Source organism: Ruminococcus albus AD2013, assembly GCF_000526775.1.
Lineage (GTDB): Bacteria > Bacillota > Clostridia > Oscillospirales > Ruminococcaceae > Hominimerdicola > Hominimerdicola alba_A.
In genome coordinates this window covers 3,081,991-3,104,426 of sequence record NZ_JAGS01000001.1, presented here as the reverse complement: position 1 = coordinate 3,104,426, position 22,436 = coordinate 3,081,991, and the positions used below count along the sequence as shown (strand labels likewise).

Below are 22,436 nucleotides of genomic sequence, written 5' to 3'. Positions count from 1 at the left end.
TACATATTCTGAGAACGATCTATCGATCGCTTTCTACATCATTCAGGGGAGTAACAGGTAATTGAATAAAAAAACAGCAGTCATCAATCAGGAGCTTGATGACTGCCGTAAGATCATATATCAGAAGAGGAACAGGATCAAAAGAAAATATCCATAATATTTTTCCCGCTGGCTGCTCATTGATCCGAAGATAATACATAGCCGTTGTTATCCCATCTGGTGAAAAATGCTCTGGCGATAAAACTTTCACTCATGATAAATGATATCACAAGACATAATAACAATGCTGCTATTCCGCCAAAATACTGTACAAAAGAAATGTTGATATTCCTCATTATTATTCCGATGATAAAATATATCGGATCGATCAACAAATAAACTATACCCGACAAAGCAGTGCCGCAATATGTTATGCGAGAACGGTTCGCTTCCGGATTAGACAGTGCCATACCGCAAACAGCCACTGCCATTATCCCATAACCTATCAGGTGTCCCTGATATACCAGAAAGCCTGTCTTACCCAGAAGAATGATCTCTCCCACAGAAAGCCCCGCTCCTGCAACGAACAAAATCGCATATATCCAATTATTTATCCTGAACAGGATCTCACTTTTTTCACGCAGATATTTTCCGAGAAGAAGATATGGAAGTGCTCGGGTCAGCCAGTTTCCGGGAATGAACCTATAGCCCAGAATGTTGAAATGGATAATGCCTGCAAATTCGCCTGTGAACAGCATGAAAACAAAGGTCATTATCATTACTGCCTTGTAGTATTTCATCAGTCCAAGCCAGTCAGCTATATATATTATAATGTAAGCATAAACCAGTGACTGAATGAACCAGATACTGTTACCTATCGGAAGCGGCCAGAGATTTAGTACAACAAAATTGAATATGATACGTCTTGATATAGTGACTGAAATATTGTTGATAAGGCACACGATAACATTTACTATTATATTCAGCACTATCATTGCAGCCAGAAAAAGTCCTGATCTTTTCATTTTTCGCTCGGTCTTTTTCTGACGCTTTTCCTTATCTTCTACCAGTACAAAGTATCCCGATAGGATAAAGAAGGCAGGAGCCGCAAAACCGCTTATCGCTGAAAGCACTCCTGTTGGTTCGGGAAAACCATAGTTCCAGAAGCACATAAATGCCATTAGGATAAACCGCAGATATCCTGCGCCTTTACATCTGTGACCATCATCATAATACTGTTCAAGTTCTGTCGAATTCATGTATTCCACCAGCCTTCATCTGTATTATTCTTTACAGTATCTTTTTCGGGAGGAGTCATGGGCATACTTAATTCAGCAGGGTACTCCTCGCCCTTATTTCTCATATCTGCAGAGGATATACGCTCGTTTAAAGTCTGCGCTTCCTCGCTTGTTATCTCGCCTATCTTACCTTCACCGATACGATATATCCTGTCGCACAGCTTCAGTGCTGCGGGGCGGTGTGTTGAAAGTATGATAAGTCTGTCGGGATGACTTTCCATAATATTATGCAGTACTCTTTCCTCGGTATCACGGTCAAGAGCGCTCGTTGCTTCGTCAAGCAGAAGTATCGGCGCATTTCTTAACAGTGCTCTCGCAATGGAGATACGCTGTGCCTGACCCTCCGAAAGTCCTCTGCCGCGCTCGCCGAGAACGCTGTTTATCCCGTCGGGCATTTGCTCGATAAACTCCCAGGCACAGGCAGTTTTTAGTGCACCTATGACTTCTTCATCGGAAGCTTCTTCATTCACCATACGCATATTATCTGCAATAGTGCCCGAGAAAAGCGTGTTGCCCTGAGGAACATATGCAAAGAACCGACGCATATCGGAATTCATCGGGAACTCATTCCCACTGCCGCTTTTCAGAGTTACATTACCCTCCTGCGGTTCAAGCATTCCCAGCAGCAGACGTATCAGCGTGGTCTTTCCTCCGCCTGATTCAGCCATAATAGCCACTATCTCGCCTGAGCTGACTTTGAATTCCGAATTTTCATAAACATTCTTTCTTTCGTCATAGCCGAAAGTGATATCATTTACGCTGACAGTTATGCCGCTTCCTCTCTGTTCTTCAAGAAGCTCCGCATTCTTCGGGTCATGTTCCTCACGCGGAAGATCAATAAGTTCTCTTATCCTGTGAGCGGAAACGGAAGAATTCAGCATACCGGGTATGGTTGCTACAAGGCTGTTGAATCGGTTTGAAAGTGCTGAACGCTGCTGTAAAAAGAAAGTCATATCGCCGTACATTATCTGACCTGTCCACAGTCTGTACAGGCAGTAGGCGAATGCCGCCATAGATACGACACTGGATACCAGTGTCAGAAGTATATTTGATTTTATCTCAAACTTATTGTAATCGAGGTTGAATCTCTTGTATCGCTGCTGCCATTCGCGGAGCTTTTTTGAGTAATACCCGAAGATGCCGAAGGACTTTATCATGTCGAAATTGTAGAAAGTCTCGACTTCAAAACTCATCATTTTTGAATTGAGTTCAAGGACGCGCTTGCGGTATTCCTTCATGCGGCGCATGATAAAGCGGCTAAGACCCAGCAGTATTGGTGCGGACAGAAACGCTATCAGCGCCATGGCGTAGTCCATTCGCCACAGTACGACGAAAGTGGCTATGAACGTGTAAATGTTTATAACCAGATTGGGTATCCAGTTTATGGCATTTGCCGCGATAGTACCAACATCGCCGTTAAATCGGTTCAACAGATCACCGCTGGGGTAGTTGCTGAGCTCTTTCCAGCGTGCGTCCATTATGCGGTCAAATATTCCTGCCTGTATATCGTTGTTGACGTATATGGATATTCGGGCGTTGATATAGCTGTTTATACTGTTCAGTGCCAGTGAAAAAAGCATCATGCCTATCATCAGCGCTACCAGCATACCCAGCTTTTCATGCTGCTGACCGACTATTATATTGATAAGTACTCGGCTGACATACGCCGAACCTATCGACATAGTTGAACCGACTATACCGAGAACGGTATAGAACACAACTATCCAGCGGTATTTCTTTGAGTAGCTGAATATCCATTTCCAGTCATCAAGAAATTCGCGTATCGTGCCGTCATGCAGGCTGTCCCAGAGTATCTGCACGTTGTCGCTTCGGAACAGCTTGTTTATTCCTGTGTAAACTATTTTTTTCTCTTTTTTCTCATTCATATTGATCGCTATTTCTGTTAAGGGTTTCATATGCCGTGAATGCCGCTTCGGGATCCATATTGCAGCTGAGACGGTACAGCGGTATCCTGCCGCCGAGTTCTCTTAAAAGCTTCAGCGTTTTTTCAAGCGCTGTTTTGTCTTTCGGACGGTAGACCTGCTGTATCAGTTCGGGCATTATCTGCGGGAACGCTGTGCGCTCTATGCGGTTTTCCAGTCCTCTTTCGAGGGACACTATCCCGCAGAGATCTACACCGACATTCTTCTGCATACCCTCTTTGCCTGCCCAGGGCGTGCCGTAAACTGTCACAGTTTCACCGATATGTATAAGCGGTTTATCACCGTTCACCACATAGCTGTTTTCGATATTGTCCAGCCACAGGCGGATATGTGTGGTCTTGCCCGTACCCGATGCCGCGGTGAAAAGCCATGCTTTTTCGCCGACAGCAACAACTGCCCCGTGCATAAGGAACGTATCGTGTTCGAGCATCTGCGTTGCTATTTTGCGGTATACGGCAAGAGTTTCGAGGTAGCTGTCTGGGTGATCCACAAAGGGGATCCTTTCGATCTGTGCTTCACGGAAATTTTTCAGCCGTTCAAGTCTGATATCCTCGGAGGTCGCAGAAATGCAAAAATCGGGCTTGCCGTCCGTGAGGTAATCATGGCAGAGGTCGTAAATCTCGTCATACATACTACTGATGCCGACATTCAGCCCAGCGAGTTTTGCTGTAAATTCCATGCGCTCACCTCACAGCGGATCTCATTTTTTTCCTGATACGGCGAAATCTGTTGCGAAAGCGCAATACAAAAAAACGCATTTTATAGGGCTTGCACCACAGCTTTTCATATAAATTGTACCGCAGTCCTTCGAGGCGTATCGGTTTGTTTCCCCGCTGTGCGGAGTCCACTACACCGAGGATATCCTGCGGGGGAACGACATCAAAACTGACGCAATTATCCCCTGCAATGATGTAATTTCCGTCGTTTTTTCTCCCGACAATGCGGTGCAGAACATACTGCAAACCCTTGGGAGAGGGTCTTGTGTGGAGCACTATGTCAAGATTTTTCAGTGTTTCGATATCGCATTTTTTTACAACGATAGCGTCGGTCTTTTCATGAAAAAGCGGGCGCATACTTACTCCCCTGACAGTGAAAATTATCTTTCCGCTGCGTTCCAGTTCGCCCTCGTATGTTGTCTTTATCACTCTGCCAACAGCCCCTCTTTGAGCAGATTGTTGAGGAAATCTGCCAGCATATGACCTATCTCGTCAACGTTGGATTCGGGGTGGATTTTGCACAGTGCCTTATGCACATTTTCGGGAGTTGTTTCCTCCGAAAGCAGTTTTATTATCTCCGCACCGCTGTCATTCAGGCGGAGCATACCGTGAAATTTTGAGCTGTCTTCGCCCACAGCCACAGCATTCCATTCGCCGTCAATTTCCATTACTGCCATTTCAACAGCAAGCTTCATAATTATCCCTCCATACAAAAACTTGCAGCCGTGAGCCGTGCCCACAGCTGCAAGCAGCTAAATATTCATTCGTTATCTAAAAGTATTCGTTGAAATGAAAGATTACTGTTTTATAAACTTTCCTAAATCCTTGTCCCATTTATAAGTGCCATTCCAACCTTCAGCGTACTCGTCTGCATCATCATAACCGAACATTTTATCAATTGTATCGAAGTATCCATTAGAGTTGTCAAAGATTGTTTTCGAATTTTTAGGTAAAAGGTTATAAAAATCGTCTATGTTATTTTTCGCTTTATTATAATCATTACCATTGTAGTTGGCATTAGCGTCGTTATTCACCCCGTTATAAAATCCACTCAAGGTCACGCCGCTCGCTACGATAACATCAGCTTCCTTAAAACGTAGAACTTCCATTTCGGGTCTTTTCATCGTGCTAATTCTTATGAACCTCCTTCATATTCTGATAATCACTTTAACGTGTTCTGAAAATCAACAGAAATATATCTGTCATTAAATTATCTGACATATATTAACAGCCAAATCACAGGAAATACATCTGCAATTTACACTTTTTACATATACAAATTATAACACAAACCCAACAACTGGTCAAGTTTAGTTTTAGTTGTTTGTGATATTTATGAAAATTTATTTACTGATATTTGCTAATTTGTATATAATTAACATCAGGAGATCAAGATGAGTTGGCTAAAGTCGGATAGTCAGAATTTTCCATTCTCGGTTTAAACAGATATCAGCTTGTCATGCCCGCGGCGGTCAGGCTTTGTCAAGGCTGCCTTTTTATATGTTATCAGCAGTATCTTTGCAGAAGCATAACATGGTCATCTGTGCAATATAATTCCCTATATCTGATCCATCAGCTTTGCAAAAAGCCCCTTGCAGCCTTCCTCGATATCGGCATAGGCTTTGCCAAAATCACGGCTGTACCACGGATCGGAAACATCATCACCACGGTCTGCGAATGTGAGAAGCTTATATATCTTTCCGTCCTTATCACCGCCGAAGATACGGTTCATATTGCGTATATTTGCAGTATCCATGCCGATGAAGTAATCGTATTTATCATAGTCCGACTTTTTCAGCTGTACCGCTGTCTTGCCCGCACAGCCGATACCGTGCCCTGCAAGTTCTGATCTTGCGGGAGGATATACGGGATTACCCAGTTCTTCTGTGCTTGTTGCACTTGATACGATATAAAAATCATCGCTGTATCCTGCATCGGATACAATTTTTTTCATTATAAATTCAGCCATCGGCGATCTGCAGATATTGCCGTGGCAGACGAACATTAATTTTATCATTTTATTTTTTCTCCTCTAATATGATGTGTAGTCTTTTGTACTATTTCATTAAACCATGATCATTCCATTTCATCAAATCAAAATGGAAAAGAATAGCAATTCACCGAAGTGAACCGATATCAGAAAACTTCACAGGTGTACTTTCCTCATCACACCTTTTTAAAAACAAGCATTTTGCCGCGTTCAAGGTCTTCTAAGGTGATGCCGCCTTTTTGCTGATAGTAGGGGCTGTATGCTTTTTCAAAATGTATGCCTTCAAGGTTCTTTTCGATGTATTCAAATCCCTGTGCGCATATCTCATCGGTAAGTTTTTTATAGGTGTATTTGCATTTTTTCTTTTCCCTATTTCGGAAATTTGAAAGGTGGAAAGGCAGTACCGCAAGCACGCCGCCCTTTTTCAGCGTTCTTTGTGCTTCCTCTGTCATGGTGAAACGGTGAAGTCCGCCATATATCTTTTCTTCACCGTGGAAGATATCGGAATATATGACAAGATCAAAAGTCTCATCATCGAAATCATGGCGGAAATCTTCTCTGCCGATGGCAGTGGTTATACAGCGGATATTTCTTTCCTCGGCTTTTGCGTTTAGCTGATCGAGCATCTGCTTTTTGATGTCTACTGCGTATATCCTGCATTTCTGGTCAAAAGCATAGGCTGCCGCGATCGAGTAATCCCCTGCACCGCAGCCATAGTCGAGTATAACGGGGTCGGGGGTATCGGTCAGCTGTGAGATAAGTTCCTTACCCTCAGTTTTCTCCCAGTTTCTGATCTCATCAAAAATACTCATAATATTTCTCCTTATCGGTATAGTGATCATTATGAGTTGGCGGTGAGGTCGCTGTAAGCCCATGGTTTGCGGTAGTTATCGCCCATTACTTCGTTATCGCGGTAATCCCGAAGCATTGCAAGGTCGATATCGGCGGTGAATATACCCTCGCTTCCGTCAGCTTCAAGTATGCACATATCGCGAACGCCCGGTTCATCACGAAGCCATGCGATACCATCGAATATGGTGGAATGACCGTTGCAGTCGGGGACGGTATCGGGATAATTGCAGGTCGCAACGGCGATCATATTTTCGTATGCCCTAGTCCTAAGTGCAGACAAGCGATTGATCTCCATTGGGCAGGCGTTGGGGGCGAGAACTATCTCTGCGCCTTTCAGCATGAGTATCCTTGCGCTTTCGGGGAATTCGCGGTCAAAGCAGATCATCGCGCCGACTTTGACTGTACCTACAGCTGTATCAAGGTCGCAGACCTTAAACCCGTCACCTGATGAAAGTGCGGCTTCTGCGCTGAAATCACAGGTGTGGACTTTTGAATACTTCATGGCTTGCCTGCCGTAACGGTCGAAAAGAACGAGCGTGTTCAGTGGTTTTGGGTCGTGCTTTTCAAGGAAAGTTATGCCTATTGCCATATCAAGTTCAGCTGAAAGTCTGCCGAATGACTGCACGAAATCATCATCTGTGGATATTGCACGGGCTGTCCATTCCTCTGCGGGCGGGTCGTAGATATCGTAGCCGATACTGAACATTTCGGGAAAAAGTGCGATATCTGCCCCCTGTGACTTTGCTTCTTTGCATGCGGTTATACCTTTTTCGAGATTCCCCTTAATAGTGCCTGTGGGGGTCAGCTGTAACAATGCTATTTTTAGTTTGCTCATTTCGGTCTCCTTTTGGGTTTTATGGGCATTCGTTTGCCGCACCGTATATTTTGGTATGCGGTCGTATGATTTGGTATATTTGGTTATACGGTCGTATGCGATGGTATACGCTTGTATGCGAATTCAAGCAAACCTATATTCAGCACTGCGAAAAATGTGAGATACATCGGCATTATCGCGATGCCGAGGGCTTGCTGCAAAAGTCCGAATACCATGGGCATGAATGTACTGCCGATGTATGCCGATGCCATTTGCAGACCTATAACGGCGGCGCTGTTTTTTCTGCCGAAGTTTTCGGGTGCCATATGCTGTATCGCAGGGTAGACAGGTCCCATGCCGATACCTGTTATCACAAATCCGACCGCCGCTGGGATATAGCTTTTCAGCGGCAGGAATATCAGCAGTGTACCAAAAACCTCGACGGCTATCCCGATGCGTATCAGTAGTCTGTCACCCAGTTTGTTGGAAACAAATGCGGATATCAGGCGGCCGAACATCAATCCGCCGAATATCAGCGAACCGAATGCGGCGGCTAGTTCGGTACTTATACCCTGCTTTGCGCCGACAAAGTAGCTGGAAGTCCAGAGGAAGCAGGTGGCTTCACCCGAACAGTAAGCGTAAAATGCTATCAGTGTCGGGATAACGCCGCGAATCTTCAGGGCAGAGATTATGCCTGTGCTGTCGCTTTCGTCATCATCGGAAGTTTCCGCATTTTTCTTCCACAGCGGGAAAGACAGCAGGCAGACAAGCATTATCCCCGACTGTATATACGCTGTCCAGCGGTAGCCCTCATTCCAGCGGGCGCGGGACAGGGCAATGGACATTATGTAGGGACTTATCATTGCGCCTACGCCGTAAAAGCAGTGGAGAAAGTTCATAACCGAAGATGAATAATGCTTCGCCACGTAGTTGTTAAGGGCGGAATCCACCGAACCTGCGCCAAGCCCATAGGGTATTACGAACAGGAATAGCATGGCGTAGCTTGAGGCGAATGAAAATCCCATCAGCCCCAGAACTGTCAGGAGAATTGAGATTACGACTATATTATGTGTCTTGAATCTGCGGATAAGTGCGGGTGCGATAAGGGCTGAGATTATCGTCATGAATGATATTGACATTGAGACATATCCCGCGTAAGATGATGGTACGCCAAAGTCCTTCTGCATGGTCGGCCAGCCCGAGCCAAGAAGCGAATCGGGAAGACCGAGACTTATGAACGCAAGATATATCACGGCTAAAAGAAGTGCTGTCATTGTTTACCTCACTTAATATATACCGATAATTTTTACTATAATTATAGCACGGTTCACAGGGAAGGTCAATCATCGGAAAGCAAAAAACACCGACCCTCTGCGGCAGAGGATATCTGCCGCGGAAAAGTCGGTGAGATCTTGTGATATTACACTAAACTATCTGCTGAAAATTATCTTACAGTAACAAATACAGCATTCTTGATAGCATTTAGAGTATCCCATGTACCGTTTACCTTAGCTGCGATAGCAACCTTGTAGGACAGACCGGGTGTCAGGTTCTTGGGAGTTACATAGCTTCTGGTAGAAGCAGGGATATAGGAAGTCTGAACTCTCCACTTGCCTGCCAGATAAACTGCGATACCATAGTTCTGTGCATTAGGAACTGAATCCCATATGAACTGGATCTGGTGATACTGAGTGTTGTAGTTCACTCTGATATTTGTAGGATAAGTATCGCCGGAAGGCTGATAAGGATTAGGATCGGGATTGGAATAGTTCTTAGGAACTGCATACAGACCGTAAGCTGTCAGCTCGCTGGTAGTAGCGCTGATGAAGAGGTTGCTCATATCGTTCATGGACAGACCGCTGTTATTTACAGCTGCCATCAGATCATCATAGGTGAATGTCTTAACGAAAGGAGTACCGCTGTAGTCGCTTGAGCTTACACGGTTCCATGTATTGTTGCCGCCGTCCTGAAGAACGAGCTCAGGCTGAGATGCGGAATCATAAACGAGAGCGAAGTCGTAGTTGCTGTTAGCATAGTTCTTCCAGCCATCAACTGTGAAGTTCTTCCAGGAAGAGATGGTCTTACCGCTATCATTCTTGTAGAGCTGTACCCACTTGGAACCGATGTCAACACTTGACCACTTGAAGTTGGGGTCAACTGCAACAGAGCTGTTGAGGTTGGAGCTGATGCCGTAAACGCCCATCATAGCTGCAACAACATCCTTAGCACCATCATACCATGTGCAGCTGCCGCGGTTCAGATAACCGTGAGCTTCGCCGTTAGCTACGCCAACAACGTTGTTATCCCACAGAACGCAGGGGATACCCTGTTCCTTAGCTCTGCCGAGGTAGTACTTAGCCCATGCGATACGGTCGTTAGTGTTGCCGAAGTCGGAAGCAGAGAACTCACCGATGATAACGGGAGCATTCTTCTGACGCTGGAGATTGCCAAGATAGTTGAACATATTGGAGATCTCGCCTTCATAATCTGCACCCCAACCGGACTGACCGGGGAAGTTGTGGTTAGCCTTGTCATCGGTAGCCATTGTGAAGTAGTAAGGAGTATATGCGTGTACAGAAAGTGCTACATTGCCTGCATTGTTAGGGATAGCAATGTTGGAAATAGCTGTCTGGTCATTGGATGCGCAGTAGCCGGGCAGCATCAGCAGACGCTCTCTGTTCTGGCTTGAACCCTGATTACGAACAGTATTTACAAATGTAGCATTCAGCTTGTTGATGTAGTTCCAAGTGTAGCCGTTATCGCCTGAACCGTTGCCCCACTCGGAAACAGCGCTGTTGCCTGTCTGACGAGGCTCGTTCATGCCCTCGAAAATGAGGTGCTGGTCATAGTTTGCGAATGTTTCAGCAATATCAGACCAGATGCCCTTCATCTTCAGCTCTGCCTGATAATAAGTGTTATCATTGAACTGAGAAACATTGATGAAATTCTCGTGGTGGATGTTCAGGATAACGAACATATCACGATCGATAGCATAATCAACAGTCTGCTTAACATAGTTCATCCATGTATCATTTACATGATAACCATTGCCGTTCTGTTCAAGATGCTCATACCAGGTCACAGGTATACGAACAGTATTGAAGCCTGCTTCCTTGACTGCCTGGAACTGTCTTGCATTAGGTGCGGGCATACCCCACTGAGTTGCATACTTCTCGGGTGAAGAACCGGAAGGTACTTTGGAATTGTGCGCATCAAGCGTATTACCGAGGTTCCAGCCGATCTTCATCTGGGAAACGATGTTCCATGAACTCTGACCGGAAAGTGCAGATGCCTTGACATTTGCGATCGGCAGAGAAGCTGCGCCTGTTGCTGCGATAGCAGCAGCGGACATTGCGGACAGTACTTTGCCCACGAATTTCTTCTTCATAGGATAATTCTCCTCTCAAAAATAGATAGTTAGTCTTTCGCGGAAAATATTAAGCTCCCGCGAAATAGCTTACTTTTTTCTCCATGCCGCGCAAAAATATACGCACCACGGTGAAATTCCTTCTCAATGAAAACTTTTTCCATTAGTTTAATTATACATTTTTTTTTACAAATGTCAACGGGTTTTGGTGAACAAAGCCCAGTCATATATGTAAAAATTTTAGCTAAATATAGTCTTCAAAAAACAAGTTCGCTGTACGTTCACAAGAAGTTCATACGTACACTTTATTAAGCTGTTTTTTATCAATATCAACCATGGAATATGTTAAGCCTCGTAAATATTCACGGTGCAGATTTTTCAAGGCACTGCTCTATCTGCGAGTACGCTTTCTGCCAGTCGGTCTGAGGATCGGAGAGGATAATATAAGGAATATTCAGTGTGCGGAGTATCTCAACTTCCCTTCTCTGACGCTCTTCAAGGGCTTTGATATAGCCTTCAAATCCGATAATATTATTCGCTTTTCCGTAAGCACCGTTACAATGATAGTCGATAACGCTGTTAAGCCATTCCGTGCCGCGCTCAGGGAGAGCTTTCTCTATTGCACTTCGTATATCCCCCGAATGGAGATAGACCACAAAAGGTTCCAGGGGACTTATGATATCGCATATACTGCGTATATACGCGGCGGAGCGGTCTGTATCAAAGCCGAAGCGAATCATGGTCTCGCACATGGGATTTTGCAGCAGCACACAATTGAAAACATATCTTTCATCGGGCTTTACGGTCTTTACGAATTCCCGCCATTTATCCAGCATCAAGGGCATTTCGGTTTCCCATGGGAGAAAGTCGTATATCTTATATCTTAGCAGTTTATCGAAAAGTTCGCCCTCAAATCCGCTCAGGGACACAATATGACCGTCCCCCTGCGAGACAGACTTTTCTTTTATCAATCCCTGTTCTTCCTTGGAAAAAGTGTTCAGCTCGGTATTGCTCACAAATGAATGGAATTCATAGTCGGCGGGGTGTGACCCTGTTCCTTCGTCAACGAATATGGCGTTAAGCTTATCTGCGATATATTTTGAGGTCGTGCTTTTGCCCGAGCACGGCAAGCCCTCTGTTATTATAAGTCTGTTCATGTCATTTACCATCCTATTTTATAGCGATGATGACGGCGAATTTGCGATAAGCGTAGATACATTTCACCGTACTGAATCCACTGTTTTTAAGCATCTCTGTTTCGTCCTCGACCGAGCACTCTTTATCGAACTTGCGGCGCTCCAGCCAGAGTTCGATATCTCGGTCGGTAAGCCCGCTGTTATAGAGCTGACCTTCCCAGAAGCTGTCATACCATTTATTGAGACGGGTATCCCCTGCGCAGAACTGGTCGTAGTTAACGAAGATACCGCCTGCGGGGAGAGCCTGATATATTTTTGTGAAAAGCGCCTGCTTTTCCGATTGTTCAAGGTGATGTATCGAAAGGGCGGATATCACAGTATCAAATGGTACTTCGGGAAGTTCCTTTATATAATCTGTGGTTTGGTACGACACGTTATCAAGCCCCTGAAACCTGCGTTTTGCAACGCTGAGCATATCATCAGCGATATCGGTGAGCAGATAATCCGATCCGGGGAAATGCTTATACCAGTAGTATGCCAGCAGTCCCGTGCCAGAGCCTAAGTCAACGATGCTTTTCGGTTCTTTGATATTCGCGGCGATAAAGTCGGTGGTATCAATATAAAAATCATCGAAGCAGGGGATAAATTTTCTTCGGTTGATATCGTACTCCTCAGCTATACTATTGAACTGACTTTCTATATTCATTTTGATGACCTCACTTTTCTTTTTTGGGGCAGATATTATCTGCCGTTGATGATAATTATAGCATATAGATACTAATGCGTCAACCGCACTATTGCCGACAGATCTTCACTGAGCACAGCATTTTCTCGCACCGATGATATGAAGGCATCTGAGTTTTTCAAAGGAGTATGATGACAGCGGGCGGTCGAAAGCATCAAAGGAATGGGCTGACACACAGGGTTCACCGCACAGAGAAGTCACAAGCAGTGAATGGTAGAATCCTGAACTGCTTCCAAGCTGTATCACGTCACCTACTGCGGCTTTGCTGATATTGACTTCTTCACCGAAAGGTCCTGCGCCGCGGTTCGTGACCATGAACCGATAGAAGTATTCCACTCCTGTCCATGCGGCGGCGCGGTCATTCAGAGAGATATAATACCAGCCAATATCGCGGGTATAGTTCATTACTGCGCCCCCCGCGAAGATGCACTGTGATACGAAGTTGGTACAGTCACCGCCTGAATTTTCAAAATCATAGAATGACGGATTCCGTGAAAAAGCCCATCTGCGGGCGTATTCTATTTCGTCTGAGATGTTCAGCGGATATTCTCTCATATTATCACCCCTTTATATATTATGCGTTGCTTTCGCGATGCGTTTTTTGATCAATACTAACCTACAAAGCTACTTGACTTTTCAATGCAAGTGTGATAGAATAAGCACATCAAAGGAAATAACTCCTGAAAACAAGCTCAGGAAAATCATATTTAAGAATTATTTTTATCTGAAAGAGGTGAACTTTTTCACCTCCGGACTATAAGAAAGAGGTGAAAAACAATGTACGCTATAATGAACAGATCAGCAATGAGAATGAAGTCTTTTAACGATTACCAGTGTGATTTTAGCTTTGATTTTGCTTGGCAGCAAGATAAGAGCTTTCTTGTGCTGCACTCAGACAGTTCGGTTTGTTCAAGCCCTCACATTTGGGATATCGTATAGCGTTCATTGGATCGTCTTGTGATAAAACAAAAACCGTCTGTGTGCAAAGCAAGCTCACAGGCGGTTTATTATTTTATCAGAAAGGCGGTCATTTTTATGTCATCGGCACCAACTATAAATATGGAAGCAACAGGGGCTAACATAAAGTCTCTCATCAAGGCGAACGGCCTTAAAATATCCGAGATACAGGCTGTATACGGCTTCAACACCCCGCAGTCGATATTCAAATGGATGAGAGGCGAGGCTATGCCATCTGTTGATAATCTGGTAATTCTGGCACACATACTCGGTGTGACCATCGATAATATAATCATAACAAATTGATCCTGCCTTTTTGGCAGGATATACGGCTCCGTAGTTCAGTTCTGGTCAGAACACCTGACTGTCACTCAGGAGATCGCCGGTTCGAGCCCGGTCGGAGTCGCCATATTTCCGTTTCGTCTAACAGGTAGGACGACAGTCTCTGACACTGTAAATGTAAGTTCGAGTCTTACAGCGGAAACTTTGCCTTTGTAGCTCAGTTGGTAGAGCGCGGGTCTGAAGAACCCGGCGTCACAAGTTCGATCCTTGTCGAAGGCACTATATTTCCGTTTCGTCTAACAGGTAGGACAACGGTTTTTGAAGCCGTAAGTGAAAGTTCAAATCTTTCAGCGGAAGTTTGATAGTATATGACTGTGTAGCCAAGAGGCAAGGCAGCGGACTGCAACTCCGCCAGCGCAGGTTCGACCCCTGTCACAGTCTTTACAGTAAAATACAGGAAAGTAGTTCAATGGCAGAATGGCGGTCTCCAAAACTGCAGATCACAGTTCGACCCTGTGCTTTCCTGCTCATTATATAGTATAAAAGAATTAAGCCATAGCATTTCTGATCTGAAACCAGAAGTGCTATGGCTGTTTGTGCTAGTCCGAAAATTACTCTCCCTGCCGTTTTTTTACACAAATAACATGGTCGGATTTCGTACATTCAGCCGATAGAAGAAAACCCCATAAAAGTGATATAATAAATAGGTAAGCTTTTAGACCGCAAAGGAGGCTTTATTATGAGTGAAGTTATGGACAAGATCATCACCAGAAGAAGCGTAAGGGCTTTCACCGACGAGATGCCCACCGAGGAACAGCTCGAAACTATCCTGAAAGCAGGCACTTTTGCCGCTACGGGCATGAACAGGCAGTCCCCGATAATGATAGCCGTTACCGATAAAAAGGTGCGCGATGAGCTTTCTGCAATGAATGCCCGCATTATGGGCAAGGACGAGAGCTTTGACCCTTTCTACGGCGCACCCGCTGTTATAATAGTACTCGCAGATAAGAGTGTGGGTACATATATCTACGACGGAAGCCTTGTTATGGGAAATCTCATGCTGGCAGCCCACGATGTGGGTCTGGGCAGCTGCTGGATACACCGTGCCAAGGAAGAATTTGAATCCGAAGAGGGCAAAGCACTGCTGGCTAAGCTTGGCATAACAGGTGATTACGAGGGTATCGGTCATTGTGTGGTAGGTCATATCAAGGGCGATTACCCCGCAGAAAAGCCCCGCAAGGAAAACTACATCTATTACATAAAATAAGGAGGTCATTTTATGCCTTTCATCAACATCAAAACAAACGCAGCTGTTTCAGCTGATAAGGAAGAAAACATCAAGTCAGCTATGGGCCAGGCGATAACCGCTATACCCGGCAAGTCCGAAAGCTGGCTCATGGTGGGTATCGAGCCTGAGTACAAGCTGTGGTTCAAGGGTACTTCCGACCCTACCGCTATGGTGCAGGTAAGCATCTACGGCACTGCTGACAGATCTGCAAAAAACAAACTCACAGGCAAGATTTCCGAGATAATCGGTGACGAGCTGGGTATCAGTCCTTCGCGTATCTACGTAAGCTATACCGATATCCCTGACTGGGGCTGGAATGGCGCTAACTTCTGATATATCTTCAATAAATGTAATACCCCCGCGTTCTCACAGGAGAATACGGGGGTGATTTTTTTGCAAGACTATCTGTTGTTTACAAGCTCGGGATACATATCGTGCTGTGCAAGTCTCTGCCATGCAAGCTCTTCCCACTTTGTGCCCTTTATGCCGTAGTTGCAGTAAGGGTCGATGGAAATTCCGCCGCGGGGCAGGAATTTACCCCATACCTCGATGTACTTTGGTTCCATCAGCTTGATAAGGTCGTTCATTATTATATTCACGCAATCCTCATGGAAATCGCCGTGGTTGCGGAAGCTGAACAGATACAGCTTCAGTGATTTGCTCTCAACCATTCTCTCGGCGGGAATGTAAGAAATATATATGGTCGCAAAATCAGGCTGACCCGTTATGGGGCAAAGGCTGGTGAATTCGGGGCAGTTGAACTTCACAAAATAATCGCGGTCGGGGTGCTTGTTGGGGAAAGTTTCCAGTACCTCGGGAGCGTAGTCTGCACTGTACTTTGTATTGTTGTTACCAAGCAGCGATATGCTTCCTCTTTCTTTTTCTGTTCTGCCTGCCATGTTCATTCTCCTTTCAGCAGAGGGTCGATAAGTCCGTTAGCCTCAAAAGCCGCAGTCCTGTCGATGCAGGTGCCGCACTTTCCGCAGGGCTTTTCGCCGCCCTCATAACAGCTCCATGTTAGTTCGTAAGGCACACCGAGTTCTGTTCCCATTTTAACTACATCAGCCTTTGTAAGACCAACAAAAGGCGCTTCGATATGCACCTGTTCTCCGCTGCCGATAGTTATTGCGCTGTTCATGGCGTTGTTGAAATCCTGTGAACAGTCGGGATAAGCGTTGCCTGCCGCGTCATCAGCGTGAGCTCCGTAGTATATCACACCGCAGTCCAGCGATATTGCTATGCTTGCCGCAGAAGCTAAGAAAAGTCCGTTGCGGAAAGGCACATAAGTTGAAACGGGCTTACCGTTTGTCTGTGTCAGCTGTTCAGCGTAGCTTTCGTGGGGTATCTCCTTGTCGGACTGTGTCAGAAGCGAGCAGTCCGAATCTGCGAATATCAGCGCAAGGTCGAGGGTTTTCAGCGGTACGCCGTAATACTCTGCCACATTTTTTGCAGCCTGTATCTCCTTATCATGCTTCTGACCGTAGAACACCGAAAGGGCGGTGACATTCTCTTTGCCGTATTTTTTTATGGCGAGAGCAAGACAGGTAGCACTGTCAAGTCCGCCGCTGAATAATACCAATGCTTTCATACCACACCTCAGTCAAGTAATTTTTTCAGGTCGCTGTCTGTCTTGAATGTGCCGAGATATGTGCGTGTCTCGGTATGGGAGGAGGCATTTTTTATACCCCTTGCCGTCATACAGCTGTGACAGCCCGATATCTTTACACCAACATCGGGAGTGCCTGCCGCCTCGGAAATTATCTCTGCGATATCCCTGCCCAGCTTTTCCTGCAATTGCAGACGCTTAGCAGCCATTTCGCAGATACGGGCTATCTTGCTCAGCCCGAGAACTTTTCCGCGGGGGATATAACCAACATTAACGGTCATATCGTACATCAGCGCCATGTGATGTTCGCAGTAGCTGAACACAGTGATATCTTTCATGATGATGGCTTCATCGGCGTCAATGTCCTCGGAAGTGAATGTCTTGCCGAACATCTCAGCGATCTCATGATTTGTATAGGCGGTACCCTCCAGAACTTCCGCCAGCATATTCGCAACGCGGGCAGGTGTCTCTTTAAGGCCCTCTCTCTCGGGGTCTTCGCCTATGGCTTCAAGCAAGCCTTTTATGTGAAACATTATCTTTTCCTTGTCCATTATTCAGACTCCTCTCTCATTGGGATCCCATATAAACTTGTGAAGCTGCAATTGCAGATTCACCCTGCCAAGCTTTTTTTCTTTCATGAACTCTACCATATCCTTCGGTTCTATACGTCCGAAAACAGGACTTAGATACACCTTGCAGACAGGCTTGTACTTTTCAAGCACAGATGCCGCACGTTCCAGGTCTTCTCTTGAAGCGCACACGAATTTCAGCGTATCGCTATCTTTCAGATGCCTGAAATTTTCAAGGCACATACGGCTTTCCATACCGCTGGAAGGCAGTTTGTAGTCCATTGTGAATACGGGGCGCACAGTGCAGTTTTCAGCCACAGGCGATATCGCCACCGAGCCGTTTGTTTCTATCTCAACATCTATCCCGATGTCATTCAGTGAGTTTATCAGTTCGGCGATATCTTTCTGCAAAAGCGGTTCGCCCCCTGTGAGGGTCACGCGGTGCAGACCGTATTCCTCAGCGGCAGATCTTGCGATCTCTGCAAGCTGACCGACCGTCTTTTCGGTATATGGAGCCTCCGCGCCGTTAGCCCACTTGGTGTCACACCAGTCGCATTGCAGGTTACATCCAACAAATCTCATGAACAGCGCCAGTTCACCTGCAGATCTGCCCTCGCCGTTTATGCTTACGAAGCTTTCAGCAAGTTTGAATGTACCCATGTCATTCACCCTCATAATAAGCGCAGTTTTCGGGAGTTTCATAAACCGTTATCCTGCTTACGGGAAGTCCCTGTGCGGTCAGCATATCGTAAAAATGCCTTGAAAGGTTCTCCGCAGTCGGGCGGAAATCCACCTCGGTAATGGAAAATCCTTCGTCCTTCAGTGCGGCAAGGGTAGCCGCTTTAAGACTTCCTTTTTCATATATAAGCGTATGGTCAAAAGAATCAGCAAGCCCGCGGACAGCTTTTTTAAAGTCGCCGAAATCTATCAGCATACCGCGCTTTTCGCCCGCCTGCTGTAACTCACTGCCCGATATCTCAGCTTCGATCTTCCAGCTGTGACCATGTATATTAGCGCATTTTCCGTTGTATCCCGCAAGAAAATGTGCGCTGTCAAAATGTGCTTCTGTTTTAAGATGATACATTTTATCCTCCAAAAAAATAATGCGTCCGCAAAAAAATGCAGGCGCACAGAATATCGGCATGAGTCTATCGACCCAAGCGAATACCATTATGTGCCCTGGTTTTGTTTCTATGCCCTTTGCAGGCATATGACAGGATGGCGCAAGCGAACTGTCGGGATACATTATAACACCATCATAGCTCAAAGTCAAGCCATTTAACGAAATTTTTACGTGGATCCGCATAACATTTACATTCCATTCTGTTTAAGGTATATAATACCCTTATCAACGCTTCGGAAATTTGAACAAAATATTAAGTTATATTTATTAATTTTATCGAAATTATTGACATATGTTGTGTTATCTGTTATAATATAATAAATAACTATCTTTTATCGTGATAAATTTTATGTGATGTCACGATTATTGCTACAAATGACTGAGAGGTGAACTGTGGTGGAGAGATATCGCTTTACTGATAATGAACGTGCTTTGATGGAAAAAGCAGATATCCCCTTTGCAATATACCAGTTTATTGATAAACGAGTAGTTCCTCTGATACTTTCAAAGGGCTTCCGCGATCTTTTCGGCTACGACGACCTCGAAAAAGCTTACTATGATATGGCTAACGATATGTACAGGGAAACTCACCCCGATGACGCAGGGCGCATAGCCGATGCAGCGTACAGATTCGCTGTTGAGGACGCAGGATACGATGTGATATATCGCTCAAAGGCAATAGATGGCAAAGGTTATATGATCATACACGCTATGGCTAAACATATCCGAACAGACGAGGGAGTACGTCTGGCACAGGTGTGGTATACCTACGAGGGCGTTTGCAGCGAAGATGAAGCGGACGTTTCACTTCTGAGCGATTCGCTCAAGATGGCACTGTACAAAGACAGTATGCTCAAAGCCAGCTACTACGATCATCTTACCGGTCTGCCGAGCATGACATATTTCTTTGAGCTTGCTACCAATAAAAGACAGGTGATCCAGGCGGAAGGCGGTACTCCCGCACTGCTGTACATGGATTTCAGCGGCATGAAGTATTACAATCACAAGTTCGGCTTTGCTGAGGGCGATAAGCTTCTTCAGGCGTTTTCAAGGATGCTTGCAAAGCGTTTCGGCAACGAGAACGCCAGCCGTCTGGGACAGGATCATTTTGCAGTCATAACCAAAGCAGATGACATTGAAACAGAGCTGAAAACTCTGTTTGAGGAATGTGCTGCCATGAAAGATGTGCAGCCGCTGCCCATACACGTAGGTATATATAAGCACTGGTTCGACGGCATAGTAGCAAGTATGGCGTGTGACAGGGCTAAATTTGCTTGTGACACGCTGAAAAATCTCTATTCATCAGAATTCAGCTACTATGATATGAAGATGAAAGACGCCGAGGAAAGACAGCAGTATATCATCGCAAATCTGGACAAGGCGATAGAGGAACGCTGGATAAAGGTGTACTATCAGCCGATAGTCCGCGCCGTCAACGGCAAGGTATGCGATGAAGAGGCACTGGCAAGATGGATAGACCCAGTTGAGGGCTTTATGTCCCCAGGCGATTTCATTCCCGTGCTGGAAGATCATAAACTGATATACAAGCTTGATCTTTTTGTGGTCGAGTGCGTTTTACAGAAAATAAAAACACTTTCGGGTGCAGGGCTTGACCTTATGCCTCAGTCCGTAAATCTCTCGCGTTCCGATTTCGACAGCTGCGATATAGTAAGCGAGATATGCCGCCGCGTTGACAAGGCGGGGATAAGTCACAGTATGCTGACGATAGAAATAACCGAGAGCGTTCTGGGAGAAAATTTTGATTTCATGAAAAATCAGGTCGAACGGTTCCACGCCCTTGGATTCAAGGTATGGATGGACGATTTTGGCAGCGGATATTCTTCACTGGATATGCTTCAGCGTATGCCCTTCGACCTTCTGAAATTCGATATGAGATTCATGCAGCAGTTCAATAAAGGCTCAAAATCCAAGATAATGCTCACTGAGCTGCTGAGAATGGCAAACGCACTGGGACTTGATACAGTCTGCGAGGGCGTTGAAACAGAGGAACAGGCAAAATTCCTGCTGGAAGCAGGCTGTGCAAAACTTCAGGGATACTATTATCAGAAGCCAATACCTGTTGAAAAGATACTGGAAAAATACGCTCAGGGCATACAGATAGGGTTTGAAGCCCCTGAACAGTCCCAGTATTACGATATCGTGGGCAGGGTAAGTCTTCATGATATATCTTCATTCTCGCAGGGCGAGGATGTCAGCCTTGATAAGTATTTCGATACTATACCCATGGCAGTCATCGAGGTGAAAGCAGACGGTCTTGTGCGCTTTGCCCGATCAAACAGCTCTTACCGAGTATTTATGCAGAGGATCTTTGGTATGAGTATAAGCGAAAATCCTTTCAACTACGGTGAGACCACCCTTGATGAAAAATCTTCTTTCCTGAAAGCTCTGCTTAAATGCCGGCATGACAATGATACTTTCCTTGTTGATGAGCAGATGGGCAGTGTGACCGTACACTCCTGTATGCACAGGATAGCCGTTAATCCCAACGGCACATACGCCGTTTCTGTTGCAGTCCTTTCTGTAAGGGACAACAGCAAGGGAACCACCTATGAAAATATCGCAAGAGCGCTGGCTGCGGATTTTACAAGCCTTTACTATGTTGATCTCACAAGCGAGGATTTCATGGAATACAGTTCTAAACAGGGTAATGACGAACTCGCACTCGAAAGACACGGTAAAAATTTCTTTGCGACGAGCCATTCGGAAGCTCTAAAATATCTGTACAGCGATGACATTGAAGAATTCCTGTCAGTTTTCACCATGGAGAACATTTTAAAAAGTCTTAAAGAGCAGGGTACTTTCAATATAAACTACAGGCTGAAACAAGAAAATGATCTCGTATATATGAGCATGAAAGCAATGCCTATGCAGCATGATCCTGACCATATCATAGTAGGTACACGAAATGTGGATCAGCAAATGAAAAAGAATCTTATGCTTGAAAAGATGCACCGCAACGAAGCTGTATTTTCTCGTATCATGGCGCTTTCAGGCGACTATATCTGCCTGTATAACATCGACCCCGTTACCGAGGAATATGTGGAATACAGTGCTTCAAATTTGTACAAAAGCTATGGTCTTGCAAAGTGCGGCAATGAGTTCTTCAAAACAAGCAGAGAGACCTGCGCTAAGATAATAAGTGAGGAAGACCATGAGAGATTCAAAAGTCAGTTCACAAAAGAAAACGTAATGAGCTGTATCGAAAAGGATGGCAGCTTCACAATAAAGTACAGCATAGTAACAAAAGACGGACCGCTTCCTGTGACAGCAAGAGCGGTAATGATACGTGAAGATGACGGTGAAAAGCTGATCCTAGGTGTAAAAAAGTCGGCTGTGGCCTGATGATCAGTCAGCTTACAAAATAAAAAACGGCTGTGACGGATAATATCCGCCGCAGCCGTTTTGTGTTCGATATCAAGCCTTTGCTGCAAAATGAGCGTTGAGCTTTTCAACCAGTGCATCAGCGTCTGTTCCGTGAACAGCGCAAGCCTCCTCGATAGTCTCGCCTCTTGAAGCGGGGCAACCCAGACAGTGCATACCTATTTCAAGAAACAGGGGAGCAACGTCAAAATCTGTATCGAGGATATCGCCGATAACTGTATCCTTAGTTACTGAATATGCCATTATGAATTCCTCCTTTTCGGTTTTGATATATTATAACACATAATTTTGCAAAAGTAAAGATGCCCGGAAATAAAAATTGGATTATTTCGGTATACTTTAGAATTTGTTCACAACAGCACAGTTTCA

Annotated in this window: 24 protein-coding genes and 6 tRNA genes; 10 read left to right on the top strand and 20 right to left on the bottom strand. The window is 45.2% G+C overall.

Annotated elements, in window-relative coordinates; all coding sequences use genetic code 11:
• Positions 1–176: 176 nt before the first annotated feature.
• The 14 genes from N773_RS0113935 to N773_RS0113870 form a co-directional block, all read right to left on the bottom strand.
• On the bottom strand, positions 177–1,238 hold the full coding sequence (locus N773_RS0113935; protein ID WP_024858357.1) for an acyltransferase family protein: 1,062 nt from the start codon (positions 1,236–1,238) through the stop codon (positions 177–179).
• Positions 1,235–3,163: an ABC transporter ATP-binding protein gene (locus N773_RS0113930; RefSeq protein ID WP_024858356.1), complete on the bottom strand. Its 1,929-nt coding sequence runs from the start codon at positions 3,161–3,163 to the stop codon at positions 1,235–1,237. The genes N773_RS0113935 and N773_RS0113930 overlap by 4 nt, the downstream gene beginning before the upstream one ends.
• On the bottom strand, positions 3,156–3,899 hold the full coding sequence (locus N773_RS0113925) for a hypothetical protein (protein ID WP_024858355.1): 744 nt from the start codon (positions 3,897–3,899) through the stop codon (positions 3,156–3,158). The genes N773_RS0113930 and N773_RS0113925 overlap by 8 nt, the downstream gene beginning before the upstream one ends.
• Positions 3,900–3,903: 4 nt before the next feature.
• Entirely contained in the window at positions 3,904–4,365 is a 462-nt protein-coding gene (locus N773_RS0113920) for a S24/S26 family peptidase (protein ID WP_024858354.1), read from the bottom strand.
• Positions 4,362–4,631 carry a PqqD family protein gene (locus N773_RS0113915; protein WP_024858353.1) on the bottom strand — a complete coding sequence of 90 codons (270 nt, stop codon included), beginning with the start codon at positions 4,629–4,631 and terminating at the stop codon, positions 4,362–4,364. Before N773_RS0113915 ends, N773_RS0113920 begins: the two co-directional genes overlap by 4 nt.
• A 102-nt stretch (positions 4,632–4,733) precedes the next feature.
• Positions 4,734–5,060, bottom strand: a complete 327-nt coding sequence (locus N773_RS0113910; RefSeq protein WP_024858352.1) for a hypothetical protein — start codon at positions 5,058–5,060, stop codon at positions 4,734–4,736.
• Between the two features lie 434 nt (positions 5,061–5,494).
• The gene (locus N773_RS0113905; RefSeq protein ID WP_024858351.1) at positions 5,495–5,953 is read right to left on the bottom strand and encodes a low molecular weight protein-tyrosine-phosphatase; all 459 of its coding nucleotides are present in this window, start codon (positions 5,951–5,953) and stop codon (positions 5,495–5,497) included.
• Between the two features lie 149 nt (positions 5,954–6,102).
• Positions 6,103–6,738 (bottom strand): class I SAM-dependent methyltransferase, encoded by a 636-nt coding sequence (locus tag N773_RS0113900; RefSeq protein WP_024858350.1) that lies wholly within the window; start codon positions 6,736–6,738, stop codon positions 6,103–6,105.
• Between the two features lie 29 nt (positions 6,739–6,767).
• Positions 6,768–7,613 carry a carbon-nitrogen hydrolase family protein gene (locus N773_RS0113895; RefSeq protein ID WP_024858349.1) on the bottom strand — a complete coding sequence of 282 codons (846 nt, stop codon included), beginning with the start codon at positions 7,611–7,613 and terminating at the stop codon, positions 6,768–6,770.
• Between the two features lie 83 nt (positions 7,614–7,696).
• Positions 7,697–8,866 carry an MFS transporter gene (locus N773_RS0113890; protein WP_024858348.1) on the bottom strand — a complete coding sequence of 390 codons (1,170 nt, stop codon included), beginning with the start codon at positions 8,864–8,866 and terminating at the stop codon, positions 7,697–7,699.
• A gap of 170 nt (positions 8,867–9,036) precedes the next feature.
• On the bottom strand, positions 9,037–10,980 hold the full coding sequence (locus tag N773_RS0113885; RefSeq protein WP_024858347.1) for a cellulase family glycosylhydrolase: 1,944 nt from the start codon (positions 10,978–10,980) through the stop codon (positions 9,037–9,039).
• 341 nt (positions 10,981–11,321) lie between these two features.
• Positions 11,322–12,116 (bottom strand): hypothetical protein, encoded by a 795-nt coding sequence (locus tag N773_RS0113880; RefSeq protein ID WP_024858346.1) that lies wholly within the window; start codon positions 12,114–12,116, stop codon positions 11,322–11,324.
• Between the two features lie 13 nt (positions 12,117–12,129).
• A complete protein-coding gene (locus tag N773_RS0113875) occupies positions 12,130–12,801 on the bottom strand; it encodes a class I SAM-dependent methyltransferase (RefSeq protein ID WP_024858345.1) in 672 nt (223 codons plus the stop codon).
• 105 nt (positions 12,802–12,906) lie between these two features.
• Positions 12,907–13,395: an amidase domain-containing protein gene (locus N773_RS0113870; RefSeq protein ID WP_024858344.1), complete on the bottom strand. Its 489-nt coding sequence runs from the start codon at positions 13,393–13,395 to the stop codon at positions 12,907–12,909.
• A gap of 480 nt (positions 13,396–13,875) precedes the next feature.
• Between N773_RS0113870 and N773_RS0113865 the strand changes: the two genes are divergently transcribed.
• From N773_RS0113865 to N773_RS0113825, 9 genes are all read left to right on the top strand, one after another.
• Positions 13,876–14,103, top strand: coding sequence for a helix-turn-helix domain-containing protein (locus N773_RS0113865; RefSeq protein ID WP_024858343.1), 228 nt, complete (start codon positions 13,876–13,878; stop codon positions 14,101–14,103).
• Between the two features lie 24 nt (positions 14,104–14,127).
• Positions 14,128–14,206: transfer RNA gene (locus tag N773_RS0113860), tRNA-Asp, on the top strand.
• A gap of 3 nt (positions 14,207–14,209) precedes the next feature.
• Positions 14,210–14,281: transfer RNA gene (locus N773_RS0113855), tRNA-Gln, on the top strand.
• A gap of 4 nt (positions 14,282–14,285) precedes the next feature.
• Positions 14,286–14,358 (top strand) — tRNA-Phe (locus N773_RS0113850).
• A gap of 6 nt (positions 14,359–14,364) precedes the next feature.
• Positions 14,365–14,436 (top strand) — tRNA-Gln (locus N773_RS0113845).
• Positions 14,437–14,449: 13 nt separating this feature from the next.
• Positions 14,450–14,520: transfer RNA gene (locus tag N773_RS0113840), tRNA-Cys, on the top strand.
• 14 nt (positions 14,521–14,534) lie between these two features.
• Positions 14,535–14,605, top strand: a tRNA-Trp gene (locus N773_RS0113835).
• 213 nt (positions 14,606–14,818) lie between these two features.
• Positions 14,819–15,346, top strand: a complete 528-nt coding sequence (locus N773_RS0113830; RefSeq protein ID WP_024858342.1) for a nitroreductase — start codon at positions 14,819–14,821, stop codon at positions 15,344–15,346.
• Positions 15,347–15,358: 12 nt separating this feature from the next.
• Positions 15,359–15,700 (top strand): phenylpyruvate tautomerase MIF-related protein, encoded by a 342-nt coding sequence (locus N773_RS0113825; RefSeq protein ID WP_024858341.1) that lies wholly within the window; start codon positions 15,359–15,361, stop codon positions 15,698–15,700.
• 68 nt (positions 15,701–15,768) lie between these two features.
• Here the strand turns inward: N773_RS0113825 and queF are convergent, their stop codons facing one another.
• The 5 genes from queF to queD are packed head-to-tail and all read right to left on the bottom strand — an operon-like array spanning position 15,769 to position 18,626.
• Positions 15,769–16,272 (bottom strand): preQ(1) synthase, encoded by a 504-nt coding sequence (queF, locus tag N773_RS0113820; RefSeq protein ID WP_347495427.1) that lies wholly within the window; start codon positions 16,270–16,272, stop codon positions 15,769–15,771.
• The gene (gene queC / locus N773_RS0113815) at positions 16,269–16,955 is read right to left on the bottom strand and encodes a 7-cyano-7-deazaguanine synthase QueC (RefSeq protein WP_024858339.1); all 687 of its coding nucleotides are present in this window, start codon (positions 16,953–16,955) and stop codon (positions 16,269–16,271) included. The genes queF and queC overlap by 4 nt, the downstream gene beginning before the upstream one ends.
• A gap of 8 nt (positions 16,956–16,963) precedes the next feature.
• Positions 16,964–17,524 (bottom strand): GTP cyclohydrolase I, encoded by a 561-nt coding sequence (folE, locus tag N773_RS0113810; protein ID WP_024858338.1) that lies wholly within the window; start codon positions 17,522–17,524, stop codon positions 16,964–16,966.
• 3 nt (positions 17,525–17,527) lie between these two features.
• A complete protein-coding gene (gene queE / locus N773_RS0113805) occupies positions 17,528–18,244 on the bottom strand; it encodes a putative 7-carboxy-7-deazaguanine synthase QueE (RefSeq protein WP_431602475.1) in 717 nt (238 codons plus the stop codon).
• Positions 18,204–18,626 carry a 6-carboxytetrahydropterin synthase QueD gene (gene queD / locus N773_RS0113800; protein ID WP_024858336.1) on the bottom strand — a complete coding sequence of 141 codons (423 nt, stop codon included), beginning with the start codon at positions 18,624–18,626 and terminating at the stop codon, positions 18,204–18,206. The genes queE and queD overlap by 41 nt, the downstream gene beginning before the upstream one ends.
• 435 nt (positions 18,627–19,061) lie before the next feature.
• On the opposite strand from queD, the gene N773_RS21350 reads away from it, so the two are divergent.
• Positions 19,062–22,028, top strand: a complete 2,967-nt coding sequence (locus N773_RS21350) for a putative bifunctional diguanylate cyclase/phosphodiesterase (protein WP_024858335.1) — start codon at positions 19,062–19,064, stop codon at positions 22,026–22,028.
• Positions 22,029–22,100: 72 nt separating this feature from the next.
• Here N773_RS21350 and N773_RS0113790 read toward each other — a convergent pair whose 3' ends face one another.
• Positions 22,101–22,310, bottom strand: a complete 210-nt coding sequence (locus tag N773_RS0113790; RefSeq protein WP_024858334.1) for a DUF1858 domain-containing protein — start codon at positions 22,308–22,310, stop codon at positions 22,101–22,103.
• Between the last annotated feature and the right edge of the window lie 126 nt (positions 22,311–22,436).